The sequence below is a fragment of the Pseudotenacibaculum sp. MALMAid0570 genome, from assembly GCF_040151415.1.
In the GTDB taxonomy this organism is placed as follows: Bacteria; Bacteroidota; Bacteroidia; order Flavobacteriales; family Flavobacteriaceae; genus Polaribacter.
In genome coordinates this window covers 40106-54618 of record NZ_JBDKWF010000042.1, presented here as the reverse complement: position 1 = coordinate 54618, position 14513 = coordinate 40106, and the positions used below count along the sequence as shown (strand labels likewise).

Annotated in this window: 10 protein-coding genes; 6 read left to right on the top strand and 4 right to left on the bottom strand. The window is 32.6% G+C overall.

Annotation, left to right across the window (positions count from 1 at the left end):
- Nucleotides 1–17: 17 nt before the first annotated feature.
- On the bottom strand, nucleotides 18–2411 hold the full coding sequence (locus AAON49_RS01050; RefSeq protein WP_349551992.1) for a zinc-dependent metalloprotease: 2394 nt from the start codon (nucleotides 2409–2411) through the stop codon (nucleotides 18–20).
- 181 nt (nucleotides 2412–2592) lie between these two features.
- On the opposite strand from AAON49_RS01050, the gene prfB reads away from it, so the two are divergent.
- The 4 genes from prfB to AAON49_RS01030 all read left to right on the top strand — a co-directional run bounded on the left by prfB (nucleotide 2593) and on the right by AAON49_RS01030 (nucleotide 7500).
- Complete coding sequence (gene prfB / locus AAON49_RS01045) at nucleotides 2593–3687, top strand: peptide chain release factor 2 (protein WP_349551991.1); 1095 nt, start codon at nucleotides 2593–2595, stop codon at nucleotides 3685–3687.
- Nucleotides 3684–4025 carry an arsenate reductase (glutaredoxin) gene (gene arsC, locus AAON49_RS01040; protein ID WP_349551990.1) on the top strand — a complete coding sequence of 114 codons (342 nt, stop codon included), beginning with the start codon at nucleotides 3684–3686 and terminating at the stop codon, nucleotides 4023–4025. Before prfB ends, arsC begins: the two co-directional genes overlap by 4 nt.
- A 105-nt stretch (nucleotides 4026–4130) precedes the next feature.
- The gene (locus tag AAON49_RS01035) at nucleotides 4131–6608 is read left to right on the top strand and encodes a TonB-dependent receptor (protein WP_349551989.1); all 2478 of its coding nucleotides are present in this window, start codon (nucleotides 4131–4133) and stop codon (nucleotides 6606–6608) included.
- Nucleotides 6609–6738: 130 nt separating this feature from the next.
- A complete protein-coding gene (locus AAON49_RS01030; protein WP_349551987.1) occupies nucleotides 6739–7500 on the top strand; it encodes a DUF481 domain-containing protein in 762 nt (253 codons plus the stop codon).
- A 71-nt stretch (nucleotides 7501–7571) separates the two neighbouring features.
- On the opposite strand, the gene AAON49_RS01025 is transcribed toward AAON49_RS01030, so the two are convergent.
- Nucleotides 7572–7742: a hypothetical protein gene (locus tag AAON49_RS01025; protein WP_349551985.1), complete on the bottom strand. Its 171-nt coding sequence runs from the start codon at nucleotides 7740–7742 to the stop codon at nucleotides 7572–7574.
- A gap of 157 nt (nucleotides 7743–7899) precedes the next feature.
- On the opposite strand from AAON49_RS01025, the gene fumC reads away from it, so the two are divergent.
- Nucleotides 7900–9297 (top strand): class II fumarate hydratase, encoded by a 1398-nt coding sequence (gene fumC / locus AAON49_RS01020; RefSeq protein ID WP_349551984.1) that lies wholly within the window; start codon nucleotides 7900–7902, stop codon nucleotides 9295–9297.
- Between the two features lie 65 nt (nucleotides 9298–9362).
- Here the strand turns inward: fumC and AAON49_RS01015 are convergent, their stop codons facing one another.
- Nucleotides 9363–10493 (bottom strand): hypothetical protein, encoded by a 1131-nt coding sequence (locus AAON49_RS01015; protein WP_349551983.1) that lies wholly within the window; start codon nucleotides 10491–10493, stop codon nucleotides 9363–9365.
- A 273-nt stretch (nucleotides 10494–10766) separates the two neighbouring features.
- On the opposite strand from AAON49_RS01015, the gene hutI reads away from it, so the two are divergent.
- Nucleotides 10767–12002 carry an imidazolonepropionase gene (hutI, locus tag AAON49_RS01010; protein WP_349551982.1) on the top strand — a complete coding sequence of 412 codons (1236 nt, stop codon included), beginning with the start codon at nucleotides 10767–10769 and terminating at the stop codon, nucleotides 12000–12002.
- Between the two features lie 9 nt (nucleotides 12003–12011).
- On the opposite strand, the gene AAON49_RS01005 is transcribed toward hutI, so the two are convergent.
- Nucleotides 12012–14510, bottom strand: a complete 2499-nt coding sequence (locus tag AAON49_RS01005; protein WP_349551981.1) for a polysaccharide biosynthesis tyrosine autokinase — start codon at nucleotides 14508–14510, stop codon at nucleotides 12012–12014.
- Nucleotides 14511–14513 lie beyond the last annotated feature (3 nt).

Here is a 14513-nt window from a genome sequence, read left to right as displayed (position 1 = left end):
TTTAATTTTTTCAATTATCAATCCATACCAATAGGAGATCCATCTGGGATCTTAGGAGAACTTAATTTTTTATATTTCTCAGGATAATTGATAAAATTATGTATCAACGATAGTATTTCCTGTTGATACATTTTCTGAACACCTTTCTCTTTCGAATTTCTATAATATTCTTGTATTTCTCTTATTTTGGCATTAGCAATTGCATTAACTTGTTTATAAGTTGAATTACTTGTTGCTAAAGCAAATAAATGATTTACAACTTGAGTACTGATTACATTCTGTAACTCCTGATTATAAGAATCTTTATGTTTTCTTTTGATTGTTGATTTAATTAGTTCATCTATCAATTCGTTGAGACCTAATTGACTTTTATCTAAACTTTGATGTTGAACTAACCTAGTTGCTCTTTCAGGATGTAATAAAAATTTCATGGTCATATTCGAGGCGGTTTCCACAGCTCCAAAAGGGTCAAAAGCTACACCTGCTTTACTTTTAAACGACTCTCTTGTTCTGCCATATCCCATAGTTCTTGGAGGAAATAACGATAATAATCTTTTAGGAATAGCAATTTCATTAACATCTAACGTTTTTAAAATAGTAGACAATACTTTTCTTTCTGTTTTTCCATCTACTCTTTTTACGATTGTACTCCCATCGCCTTTTATAGCATATGTATAATCCAAACCTCCAATCACTTTTGCAGCTGCTTCAGTTTGATAGCGATGAAAGAAATATAATGGCACAAAAACATCTTCTAAAACAGAATAAGGTTGATTTGTTTTGATATTATCTTTAGAAAAATTCTTGATGGCAAGCTTCCTTATGGCTAAAACATTCTCTAATTCTGTACTTGCATCTGCTCCATTATCCCAAAGATGTGCATAAGCATGAGCACTACCAGCAGGTCTAGCATCTTGATCAGAAATAAATCGAGCTCCATTTTTAAAAGCATCATCTAACAACTCTCTCAATTTATTTTCTTCATTTTGAGGGAATTCTGAATAAGAATATGCAACAGCTACCTTATCCCAATCTCCTATTTTAGTATCATATGCATTCGAGAAATCTATTTTCCCATTTTTAATCGTTAGTGTAGGATGCGGATAATCCATTACAGAAGCTCTTCCTTTAGAACTGGCTGCAAAATTGTGAGCTAAACCAATTGTATGGCCTACTTCATGAGCAGATAATTGACGAATTCTAGCCAAAGCCATTTGCAGTGCAAAATCATCATCCTTATCATTATTTTTATAAGGCGCTTGTAGAGCTTGCGCAATTAAAAAATCTTGTCGTATTCTCAACGAGCCTAAGCTTACATGACCTTTGATAATCTCCCCTGTTCTAGGATCAGAAACTGAACCTCCGTAGCTCCAACCTCTAGTAGATCTATGTACCCATTGAATTACATTATATCTCACATCCAAAGGATCTGCTCCTTCAGGTAACATTTTAACTTGAAAAGCATTTTTGTATCCCGCAGCTTCAAAAGCTTGATTCCACCATCTAGCACCATCTAACAAAGCAGAACGAACTGGCTCTGGTGTTCCTCTATCTAAATAGTAAACAATTGGCTCCTTAGCTTCACTAACAGCTGCATTAGGATTCTTTTTTTCTAACCTATGACGGTAGATATACCTTTTTCTGATGGATTCATTAACAGGTGTAGCGTAATCTAGGTAGGACATAGAAAATGATCCTGATCGAGGGTCAAAAATTCTTGGTTTGTAGTTATCATCCGGTAATTCAACAAAAGAATGATGCTGGTGAACAGTTACTAATGATGAAGTTGGCGTAACACTTCTTATGTTGTATCCTTTAGGAGTTCCTTTAAAAGTTAACATTACATCAAACTCTACATTCTTAGGAAAAGCTTTTGTTCTTTTTAGGTGAAAAGCGCTTTTACTTATATCTAAACTGTAGCTACCTTGACCAGAACCAGATAATCTAGCTTTCACACCGTGAGCATCTCTCATAAAAAATGACGTCGCATCAACTAAATATTTTTTCCCTTCTGTTTTCTCTATTTTGAATCCATGTAAGACTGACTTTGCAAAAGCTTCTTTAACAGATTGTCTTTCTTCTACATTATCGGTAATTGCCCTATAATCTAAGTTAGGTTGTATTAGCAATAATTTGTTTCCTGCTTTTTGAAACTTAACAACTCTCTCTCCTCCTAACTGACCTCTATCTAGACCAATATCATTAGACCCTACTCCTTCCGAAAGTGAGTTTACATATAAAAATTCTTGCTCTAGTTTTTCAATTTCTAAGAATATTTTATCCTTACTTTCATCGTAATAGAAAGTAAAATACCCTTCGAATTTTTGAATATTTTTATTGTCTTTGAAAAATTGCGCATATCCTTGTGTGAAAAAGCATGCAAAGAGAATTACTGTAAATATTTTTTTCATTTTAGTTTGTTTGAAGAAAGGTAAATTTAAAGATATTTAGCGAAACTAATTTTCTTTCTTCTTTTTCTTGTAAAAAATTCACAAATACTACTCTCCTGTTTAAAACAATAATTCAGAATATTTGAAAGTCAGATTAGATCATAAAGACTTTCTCATTTTTTCGATTATTTTTGCTGAACTTATGGTTACACAAGAACAGCTTAAAGATATTTCAACAAGAGTATCTAAACTCAAAGACTATTTAGAGATTGAAAAAAAATTGATTGAGATTTCTAATGAAGAAGAAAAAACTGCTGATCCTACTTTTTGGAATAATCCTAAAGAAGCTGAAGTTTTGATGAAATCGCTTCGTTTCAAAAAAAAGTGGGTTCAAGACTATAACAAAGCTGTTACTTTAGACGAAGACCTTCAAGTTTTATATGATTTTTATAAAGAAGGAGAAGTTGAAGAATCAGAAATAACAAATCAATACGAAAAAACACAATCTTTTATTGAAGATATCGAATTTAAGAACATGCTCTCTGATGAAGGAGATAGCTTAAGTGCCGTTATTCAAATTACTGCTGGTGCTGGCGGAACAGAAAGTTGTGATTGGGCAGAGATGCTAACACGTATGTATACAATGTGGGCTGAAAAACAAGGTTTTAAAATAACTACACTAAATTATCAAGAAGGTGATGTTGCAGGAATAAAAACAGTAACTCTAGAATTTGATGGCGACTATGCTTTTGGTTGGTTAAAAGGTGAAAATGGAGTTCATAGACTGGTTCGTATTTCTCCTTTTGACAGCAATGCAAAAAGACATACTTCTTTTGCTTCAGTATATGTATATCCAGTTGCAGATGATTCAATAGAAATAGAAATCAACCCAGCCGATATTGAAATTACTACAGCTCGTTCAAGTGGTGCTGGAGGTCAGAATGTAAATAAAGTAGAAACGAAAGTACAACTAACGCACAAACCAACGGGGATACAAATTTCGTGCTCTAATTCAAGATCACAACATGATAATAGAGCTACAGCTATGCAGATGTTGAAATCTCAATTATACGAGATAGAATTACAAAAGCAACAAGCTGCTAGGGATGATATTGAAGCCGGAAAACTAAAAAATGAATGGGGCAGTCAGATTAGAAACTATGTTATGCATCCTTATAAATTGGTAAAAGATGTACGAACTGCTCATGAAACAGGGAATGTTGATGCTGTTATGGACGGAAATATCAACCCTTTTTTAAAGGCTTATTTAATGTTAAACGGACAAAAAGAATTATGATAAAAATATACCACAATCCTCGTTGTAGAAAGTCTAGAGAAGGATTACAAATCCTTCAAGAATCTGGAAAAGAGTTTGAAATAAGGGAATATCTTAAAGAAACTCCTTCAAAAGAAGAATTAAAATCAGTTATTAATTTGTTGGGAATTTCTCCGTTAGAGTTAGTTCGTAAAAATGAAGCTATTTGGAAAGAAAGCTATAAAGGCAAAGATTTATCAGAGGCAGATATTATCAATGCTATGATAGAAAATCCGAAGTTAATTGAAAGACCAATTGTAATTAATAATGAAAAGGCTGTTGTAGGTAGGCCTCCTGAAAAAATTCAACAAATACTGTAATTCTGTTTTCATTAAACTATCCTTTTTTGTTTAACATAACATTAACAATCGAACATTAAACTTCATCAGACATTTGCAGTCGAAATGAAAACTATCAATTCGAACATGAATAAAATTACGTTATTACTAGTGGTTTTTACGTTGAGTATTACGAATGCATTTGCGCAAAAACCTTCTTCCCCACAAGTAACAATTACAGGTAAAATTGTTGATGCTAAAACCAATGAACCTTTAGAATATGCAACCGTTGTTCTAAAAGATTTAAAAACCAACAAAATTGGTGGTGGAATTACAGATGAAAAAGGAAATTTCAATATAAAAACAGCTTCTGGAACTTATGAAGTGAAGTTTGAATATCTCTCTTTCAAAACGCTAACCATGTCTCAAAAACTCATCGACAAATCGATGAATTTTGGTGTTATTAAGCTACAAGAAGATGCCAACACACTTGATGAAGTGGTTATTATTGCCGAAAAAACAACAGTAGATATTCGTTTGGATAAAAAAATATATAATATTGGTAAAGACTTATCTGTAAGAGGAGGTAGTGCCAGTGATGTGTTAGGAAACGTACCTTCAGTACAAGTTGATGTTGAAGGAAATGTGAGTCTACGAGGAAATGAAAACGTTACGATACTAATTGATGGACGCCCAAGTGCCTTAGTAGGAATTAATGGTGCTGATGCGTTGAGGCAAATTCCGGCAGAAGCAATTGAAAAAGTCGAGGTTATTACTTCCCCTTCTGCAAGATATGATGCAGAAGGAACAGCAGGTATATTAAATATCATTTTACGTAAGAACAAACTAAAAGGATTCAACGGGTCCCTTCAATTTAATGTTGGAAGCCCTGAGCGTTATAGAACAGCATTCAATGGAAATTGGAGAAATAAAAAATGGAATTTTTTCACCAATACAGGATGGAGATATGGTGCCGCACCAGGAAATTCTTTTAGCGATTCCAGATTCTTTTCAGCAAGTGCTCAAAATGCTCGTGTCATAGAGGAAAGAAAATTCGGAAGGTTAGGAAGAAGTTTGTTTACAAGTTTCGGAACCGAATATTATATCAATGATAAATCTAGTATCATCGCAAATATTATAGTAAATGATGGTAATGATGACGACTTGAACACCAACGTTATCGACCGTTTTGATGGTTTAGGTAATATAAATGAATCTACTCTAAGGACAGAAGATGAAAGTGAAGATGAACAACGTATTCAGTACACTCTAGATTATGTGAATCGTTTTGATGGTAAAGGGAAGAAACTAACAATAAATGCTCAATATTCATCTGAATTAGAAGATATTAATAATAGTATTACTGAAGTAAACACCATTCTAAATGAGTTGAATGATTTAGAGCAAGTCCTTGAAAATCAAGATGAAAAAAGAGGTTTACTGCAAGTTGATTACGTACATCCTGTAGGGGGAAAAATTCAGTATGAAGGAGGTTATCGAGGTAATTATCGTGACATTTTTAACAGCTTCTTTTTAGCTGAAAGACAAGATTTTGTAAATAATGGACCACTAATTCCAGATACCGGACTTAACAACTCTTTCAATTATAAAGAATTTATTAATGCTACATACTTTCAATATGGCCAAGAATTTGGAAAAGTATCATTATTAACAGGATTACGCTACGAGCACACCTCTATTGAAATTGAACAAGAAACATCTACAACAGTTGACAAGAAATCATATGGCAAATTATTTCCAACTGTCAATTTAGGTTTTGAATTAAAAGAAGGAGAAAGTGTTACTTTAGGATATAACAGAAGAATTAGAAGGCCTAGAGGGCGTTTCTTAAATCCCTTCCCTAGCCGATCTAGTGAGAGTAATATCTTTAGTGGGAATGTAGACTTAAACCCTGTTATTTCAGATGCTTTAGATTTAGGATATCTTAAAAGGTGGAAAAAAGTAACATTAAGCACTTCTATCTATTATAACAGAAGCAACGATAATTGGGAATTTATCCAACAAGATACAGGCGATATTACTGATAATGGAGACCCAATTATCAGAAGATTCCCTATCAATCTTTCAACTCAAGAGAGAGTTGGTTATGAATTTACACTGAATTATAGACCTTTCAAATTCTGGAACATTAATAGTGATTTCAACTTATTTAGAGTAACAACTGATGGAGACTATTTAGACCCTAATACGATGGTTTCTCAAAATTTCGATTTCAAGAATACGGCTTTTAGCTTACGATTAAATCAGAAATTGTCTTTACCTGGTAAAACAGATGTACAGATAAATATGAATTACCGTGGACCTAACAGAAATGCTCAATCACGAAGAGAAGGTATTTTTAGTATGAACATTGCTGCTAGTAAAGATTTATTTAAAGAAAAAGCTTCTCTAAACCTTAATGTTAGTGATGTCTTTAACAGTCGTAAAAGAATACAAAATACATTTGTTGATGGTGTTTTTGAGCAGTATGGAGAATTTCAATGGAGACAAAGACAGGTTTCTTTAAATTTCACCTATAGATTCAATCAGAAAAAGAACCAACGTAATAGACAAAGAGGCGGAGACGACTTCGATGGCGGAGGTGAATTTGAAGGAAAACCTTAATAAATATTAAAAAAAGACTCACTAGTAAGTGAGTCTTTTTTTTGTTTATTCTACGAAAAGGTATTCGCAATTTTTTCTAAAGTAAAACACCCAAATAAGTATTTTTGACGTGTTTTAAAAGAATGATTTTATGATGAAAAAGATTGCATTAGTTTTCTTTATTCTACCACTAGTTCTAACGGCTCAAATCAATGAAAGGGATACATTACGATTAAAAGCTGATCTTTCTTTAACTGGTTTTTGGCAAGGAGGAAATGTAGAAACTTTAATTTTTAGAGCTAAATCCGGTTTGAGTTTTCAACCATGGAAAAAATGGGTCTTCAAAACACAAAATTCTTATGTCTTTCAAGAATTTGGAAAAGAGAAAGCAGATGAAGATTTCTTGAGTCTCAATTTTCTATACATCAACCCTGAACGAAAGTTTTATCCACTAATATTAGGTTTTGCTAGCACAAATTTTAGAAGAGAAATTGATATTCGTTATTTATTTGGAGGAGGTTTTAGCTATCAAATTTTTACTAAAAATAAAGATTGGTTGAAAATGTCTTTAACTGGAGAATATGAGCAAACCAACTTCAAGCGTGCTAATTTTAATTTAGTTGAATACAACACTAGTAAATCTATCAATACATTTAGAAGTACGTTATGGATGAATGGCAGATATTATATCTTCAAAAATAAAATGATTCTTACTCATGAAATGTTTTTTCAACCTTCATTAGAAGACAGCGACAATTTTCGTTGGCGTGCTGATGTAGCTTTAGAATTGCCAGTTTGGAAATTCTTAAATTTTAAAATCAACTATTTACGCACTTATGAAAGCATTGTCATTACTGGACAGAAACAAGAAGATGAGTTTTTAACTTTTGGTTTAACATTAAAAAACTATTAGAAAGAATATGTGTAATCATAAAAAAAGGCTCGCAAAATTGCGAGCCTTTTTTTATGATATATTCTATTTAACTACTTACTAGCAGCTTTTTTTGCTTCTTTCTTTAATTTGATGTTCTCCCAAATAGTACCTCCAATCCAGTAAGGAACTACAAATGCTAGTAAAAATATCAACAACCAGAAACCAGCTGTAAAGATAAACATGAATAATACTAAACCTGAAAATTGAGAAAAATCTAACATCTTTATGTTGTTTAAAATAATCTCTGCAAAAATAATAGTTATTTTCAATAAGAACTAGAAATTTAGAAAATATTTCAACAGGAAAATACTGGTAATTGTTGATAACTGATTGTGGAGGATTTCGTAATTTTGCAACATCAAATTTTAAGTACAAATCATGAAGTATCGTATAGAAAAAGACACGATGGGCGAAGTGCAAGTTCCAGCAGATAAATACTGGGGAGCACAAACTGAAAGATCTAGAAACAATTTCAAAATCGGGCCAGCGGCTTCTATGCCTTTGGAAGTAGTTTACGGTTTTGCTTATTTAAAAAAAGCTGCTGCTTATACAAATGAAGAATTAGGTGTTTTAGCTACCGAGAAACGTGATTTAATTGCTCAAGTTTGTGATGAAATTTTAGAAGGAAAGCACGATGATCAATTTCCATTAGTGATCTGGCAAACAGGTTCAGGAACGCAGTCTAACATGAATGTAAATGAGGTAATTGCTAATAGAGCTCACGAAATAGCTGGAAAAGTAATTGGTGAAGGAGAGAAGACTATTCAACCAAATGACGATGTAAACAAATCTCAATCTTCAAACGACACTTTCCCTACTGGAATGCATATCGCTGCTTATAAAAAAGTAGTAGAAATAACTATTCCAGGTGTAGAACAATTACGAAATACATTAGATGAAAAAGCAAAAGCTTTTAGTGATGTTGTAAAAATTGGACGTACGCACCTAATGGATGCAACTCCTTTAACATTAGGACAAGAATTTTCTGGTTATGTAGCTCAATTGGATTTTGGCTTGAAAGCGCTGAAGAATTCTTTGTCACATTTAAGTCAATTGGCTTTAGGCGGAACAGCTGTAGGTACAGGATTAAATACTCCTAAAGGATATGATGTTTTAGTTGCTAAATATATTGCTGAGTTTACAGAGTTGCCATTTGTAACTGCAGAAAACAAGTTTGAAGCTTTGGCTGCTCACGATGCCATGGTAGAAACACATGGCGCTTTAAAGCAATTAGCTGTATCATTAAATAAGATTGCTAACGATATTCGTTTGATGGCGTCTGGACCGCGTTCAGGAATTGGAGAAATCATTATTCCTGCTAACGAACCTGGGAGTTCTATCATGCCTGGAAAAGTAAATCCAACACAAGCAGAAGCTATTACAATGGTTTGCGCCCAAGTAATGGGTAATGATGTAGCAGTAACTGTAGGAGGAACTCAAGGACATTATGAATTAAATGTCTTCAAGCCTATGATGGCGGCTAACGTTTTACAATCAGCTCAGCTAATTGGTGATGCCTGTGTATCATTTGATGTGAACTGTGCTTCAGGAATTGAACCTAACCAAAAAAGAATTGATGAGTTAGTGCAAAACTCTTTAATGCTTGTTACTGCTCTAAACACTAAAATTGGATATTACAAAGCAGCAGAAATTGCCAATACAGCCCATGCTAACGGAACGACATTGAAAGAAGAAGCTGTTCGTTTAGGGTATGTAACCTCTGAACAGTATGACGAATGGGTAAAGCCAGAGGATATGACTGGAAGTTTAAAATAGACAACATAAACTCTAAAAAATAAAAAAGCTGTAAGTACTCCTTACAGCTTTTTGTTTTCATAAACTTACTCAATAAAACGGGTAGCTATTTCCCACTCTTTTATTTCTTTAGCTGTCATCCAATGCATTCCGTCTAAAGGAGCCGATTCTAAGGTATGAAAATAGAACTTAGGTCCTTTTTCTTTCCCTAAACACATTGTAAAATATTCCAATTGATATTGATGCGCTGGGTGATCTTTTGGCAACTTGTCTGCAGTAATTCCATCTCCTCCACCCCAAGAGTGAATACCTAATTGCGCTCCTTTGATGATAATTCGCTTCTTTCCCGCACAGAAAATATCTACACCTCCAGAAGAAATCTTACTGCTTGACACTACTTTGGTAGTTAGCCCTGCTTCTCTTATGATTCTTCCTGTATGCATATTTACCGCATCATTAATAGAGCCAGGAACATTTTCTAGTATCACTGTTTTTACTTCTGGATGATTTGCTATCATTTCTTTGAATTGTTTATACGATTTTGTTCCTAAGGTTCCATTCAGAAATGCTTCGCTTCCTTTTATTTCTAATGTAGTATTTCCCATTCCAATTAAAGAACCTCCGGCTTTCAAATCAAAAGTTACTTTTTTATTCTTAGAATCATTTGTCCATGAACCTTTGATGATAAACTCTTCTTTTTCTTCATTAAATTTTCCTTGCGAAGAACCATTTCCGACTATCATAGACATAATTTTCGATTCGTCTTCTGCTACATCCATCAAGTTTCCATTAAAAAGCATCACTTGAAATTGCAAGGATTTGTCATTATTCCCATCCCATTGTCCAATTTGCAATAACGTTTTTACCTTTTCTCCTTCAGTAAATAATGTAACAACTGTTATTTCTTTGGAATCTTCGTCTACTTCTGGAAAAAACAAATCAATTTCAAGTTTTTTATCATCGATTTTCATTCCGTAATTCTTAGATTCTTTAATTTGCTTATCTACTTCAGTATCTATATTTTCCTTGCTAATTCCGTCATCAAACTCTAAAAAATTGGCCCAACACTTATTTTTATACCAGTAACCCCCCTTTTTCTGACATTTTTTCTCGCTTGTTACTTTATAGATTTTTGATAGTTTTTTTATGCTTGATTGTCCAAAACAAGCCGACATTGTTGCAAGGATAAAAAAACTGATGACAATACTTTTTTTCATTTTTAATTATGGTTTTTATTAATTTTTATTTTTTTGCCTAATCCAAAATGAAAAGCGCATACCCATTCACTTCGGAATGAGGTATGCGCTTTTAGCAATATATATCTATCACCTATTTCTCCAATTTCTTCCTCATTGATGAGAAATAAGTTATTTGATAAGTTAGACTATTAAGTATGAGTTTTGTTACAACCTCTTAAAAATATTTTTCGTGAATTACTTTCAAATGATGCTTTTGATGTAAGTTTGTTAAACCAATAATATTTAATTCTAATGACAACGTTATTCATTAATATTAAGGAGCTTATTCAAGTTAGAGATTCTTCTATTCTTAAGGTTTCTGGGCAAGAAATGAAAGAATTGCCAACAATTAAAAATGCTTTTCTTTTGATTGAAGGTGAAAGAATAAAAGATTATGGCTCTATGGATAGTCTTCCAAAGATAAACGCTGATAAGACTATTGATCTTACTGGAAGAATTATGTTACCAACTTGGTGCGATAGTCATACACATTTGGTTTTTGCTGCAACAAGAGAAGGTGAGTTTGTTGACAGAATTAACGGGTTAACCTATGAAGAGATTGCTGAAAAGGGAGGCGGTATATTGAACTCTGCAAAAAAGTTGCAAGAAAAAACCGAAGAAGAACTTTATTCTGAAGCTGAACAGAGATTGCAAGATGTTTTGAAGATGGGAACAGGAGCTATTGAAATTAAATCTGGTTACGGCTTAAGCTTAGAAGGTGAAATAAAAATGTTACGTGTAATTAAAAAACTAAAAGAGAATTACACTATTCCTATTAAATCAACTTTTTTGGGAGCTCATGCTATTCCGACAGAATATAAAAACAACAGAGAAGCCTATATTGATTTAATTATCAATGAGATGATGCCTATAATTCACAAAGAAGGATTGGCAGATTATATAGATGTATTTTGCGAAAAAGGATACTATACTCCTGAAGAAACAAATCAAATTTTAAAAGCAGGGAAAAGTATAGGGCTAATTCCAAAAGTACATGTAAATCAATTTAATTCTATTGGAGGAATTTCTGTAAGTGTTAAAAATGATGCTTTATCTGTTGATCATTTGGAAGTCATGACAGAGGAAGACTTAGAAATCTTAAGCAATTCTGACACTATGCCAGTAGCTCTTCCCTCCTGTTCGTTCTTCTTAGGTATTCCTTACACGAATGGTAGGGAAATTATTAATTCAGATCTTCCTTTGGCTTTAGCAACAGATTACAATCCTGGTTCTACTCCATCAGGGAATATGAATTTTGTAGTTTCTTTAGCCTGTATTCGGATGAAATTAACCCCAGAAGAAGCTATTAATGCAGCTACAATCAATGGAGCATATGCTCTTAACTTATCTAATGATATAGGAAGCATTACAAAAGGGAAATTAGCAAATATTATGATAACTAAACCTATAACTTCCTATAGTTTTATTCCGTATAACTTTGGCAACCACTGTATTGATAGTGTTTATATAAAAGGTCAAACTATATAAAAATGAATCTTATCTTCTAGGTTTGATGAAGTTGATTATTTTAGCTAACAAGCTTTGTGGTTCATCATTTTCATGGTATCCATTTCCATATTTACCATAACCATACCCGTAACCATATCCGTAGCCATATCCGTAACCATACCCATATCCATATTTAGCTCTGACAGTAAAGTCATTAAATACATAACTTATATTGGTTACCTCTTTGTTGATATACTTATCATCAATCATTTTCATCATTCCTTTTTCAGAATAATTTTGACGAATCACATAACAAATTGCATCTGAGTATTTAAACAATTCTAATGCATCAGAAACCAATCCTACAGGTGGTGTATCGATAACTATATAATCGTAATCTTTTTCTAATTGTTGAATAAGCTTATCACATCTATCACTTAACAGTAATTCAGATGGATTAGGAGGAATAGGTCCAGAAAGTATAATATCTAAATTAGGAATTTTAGATTTAGTTATAATTTCATCTACAGTTTTTTGATTAATTAAATAGTTAACAACTCCTACATCATTCTTTAATTCAAAATCTGTATATATCTTTGGTTTTCTTAGGTCTAATCCCAATAGAATTGTCTTTTTACCACTAAGAGCAAAAACAGTAGCCATATTAATAGATATCATTGTTTTTCCTTCTCCACTAACAGAGGAAGTTAATATCAATGTTTTCGCTTTTTTATCTGTATCACTTTTAAATAAAAACTGAATATTAGATCTTAAAGCTCTAAAGGACTCTGCAACTGAAGATTTAGGTCTCTCAAAAACTGCCAGATTGTTAATTCCTGTATTTCTTCCAATGACTCCTAAAATTGGAATTCTATACCTCTTCTCAATCTCATCAAGTGTATGAACTTTGTTATCTAAAAGCTCTTTAATAATGATATAAAACAATGGGAAAATAACTCCCAACATTAAAGCAACTAAGTAGTTGAATGTTGGTTTAGGATATATAGGTCCCTGCCCAAGATCTAAAGCACTATCAATAACTTTCACATCATTAACAGTTGCTTCAATAGCTGTTCCAGCCTCGTAACTTTTTTGTTTCAAATAGGTGTAAATGAATTCAGAAAAGCTTAAATTTCTTTGATAATTGATTAACTGTTGCTCTTTTTTTGGAAGCTTTCTCAACCTTGCATCGTAAGCAGCTAATTCTTTGGTTAAATCTAGTTTGGTTTTATTAAGTGCAACTTTATTATTATCAATATTTTCATATAGATTCTCACGGATCTGATTAATCGTACTTGAAATCTTTTTATACTCAGGGTGTGCAGTTGTAACTTTTGATCCTAAAAGTTCTCTTTTGGTTGACTCTAAAATCAATTCTTGCACCAATGTAGCAACCTTAGAGTCAGGCACATCAATATATGCAGGAACTGGTACGTTAGAATTATACACCGTATTAGAACGAACATATTGTTCCAATGAATTTAAATCATCAATCGTTCTATTAATCTTGCGTATATTGTTATTAATATCTTTTGTTTGCGATAATATCTCTGCTCCTTCAGCAGATAAGTCATAGATATTATTGCTCTTTTTAAACTCACCTATTGTATTCTCTATTTTACTTAAACTGTCGGATTCTAGTTCAAATAATTTATCAATGTAGTCTTTTGTTTTTTTAGCGTAAAGTGTTTTCTGTTGTTGTTTATCTCTGGCAAGAACAGCAACAGAAGCATTCAGATAGTCAACAATTCTATTCTTGTTTGCTCCCTCCATTTGCAGTCGCAATAATGACGCTCCTTGAGTAACATTGGTTACTCTTACCCCTCTATATCTTCCAACTGCACCATTAAAATTGATGAAATTAATATAGTAAGTTTCTCCAGGAGTTAAAGGTTTTTGACTGGATATTGAAAATTTAAAGTAAGGTTCATTGACATTAGCATTGTAATATCCTTTTGCATTTGGAGCTAAGAAAAACGTTTTTGAATATTGTTTTTCTTGTACCTCAGATGTAATGAGATCTTTATCTGAATACCTCATTTGCCAAATCTTAGTTCCTTCTCCAGTATCAAAAGAAAGGTTTACTTCATTATTTTCTAATGTAGTTATTGTAATAAGGTTATTCTGTAACTGGTAGGCAGATGTATCTATTTCTACATCAAAAGGAGTTTTTCCATAAACATCTTCTAAGCGATATCTACCATCTTTAAAATAACCAACATAAAATTGTAATGAATCTACAACCTTTTCATTGTGAGTTCTAGAAGTAAGAATAATCTGAACTGTTTGTAAAAGGTCACTAGCTCCACCCCAATTAAATGTTAAGTTTGTTCCTGTAGAAAAAAGAGGGTTATTTTCTTCTTTTACAGAAATCATAGTATCTAAACTAAATCTTTCCTGTCTATAACCATTTAAAAACCTAGCAACAATAAGAGCTATAACAATAGTTACTAAAAAAAGTTGCCAATAACCTAAAACCTTGAAGATGTAAAACTTTACATCAAAAGAATTTTGTTGTTCTGTATTATTCTGCTGATTCTTATTCATAAA

Bases quoted from the DNA above. Each gene is read 5' to 3' on its own strand.
- AAON49_RS01050 (WP_349551992.1), bottom strand. From the start codon at position 2,411: ATGAAAAAAATATTTACAGTAATTCTCTTTGCATGCTTTTTCACACAA.
- prfB (WP_349551991.1), top strand. From the start codon at position 2,593: ATGGTTACACAAGAACAGCTTAAAGATATTTCAACAAGAGTATCTAAA.
- arsC (WP_349551990.1), top strand. From the start codon at position 3,684: ATGATAAAAATATACCACAATCCTCGTTGTAGAAAGTCTAGAGAAGGA.
- AAON49_RS01035 (WP_349551989.1), top strand. From the start codon at position 4,131: ATGAATAAAATTACGTTATTACTAGTGGTTTTTACGTTGAGTATTACG.
- AAON49_RS01030 (WP_349551987.1), top strand. From the start codon at position 6,739: ATGATGAAAAAGATTGCATTAGTTTTCTTTATTCTACCACTAGTTCTA.
- AAON49_RS01025 (WP_349551985.1), bottom strand. From the start codon at position 7,742: ATGTTAGATTTTTCTCAATTTTCAGGTTTAGTATTATTCATGTTTATC.
- fumC (WP_349551984.1), top strand. From the start codon at position 7,900: ATGAAGTATCGTATAGAAAAAGACACGATGGGCGAAGTGCAAGTTCCA.
- AAON49_RS01015 (WP_349551983.1), bottom strand. From the start codon at position 10,493: ATGAAAAAAAGTATTGTCATCAGTTTTTTTATCCTTGCAACAATGTCG.
- hutI (WP_349551982.1), top strand. From the start codon at position 10,767: ATGACAACGTTATTCATTAATATTAAGGAGCTTATTCAAGTTAGAGAT.
- AAON49_RS01005 (WP_349551981.1), bottom strand. From the start codon at position 14,510: ATGAATAAGAATCAGCAGAATAATACAGAACAACAAAATTCTTTTGAT.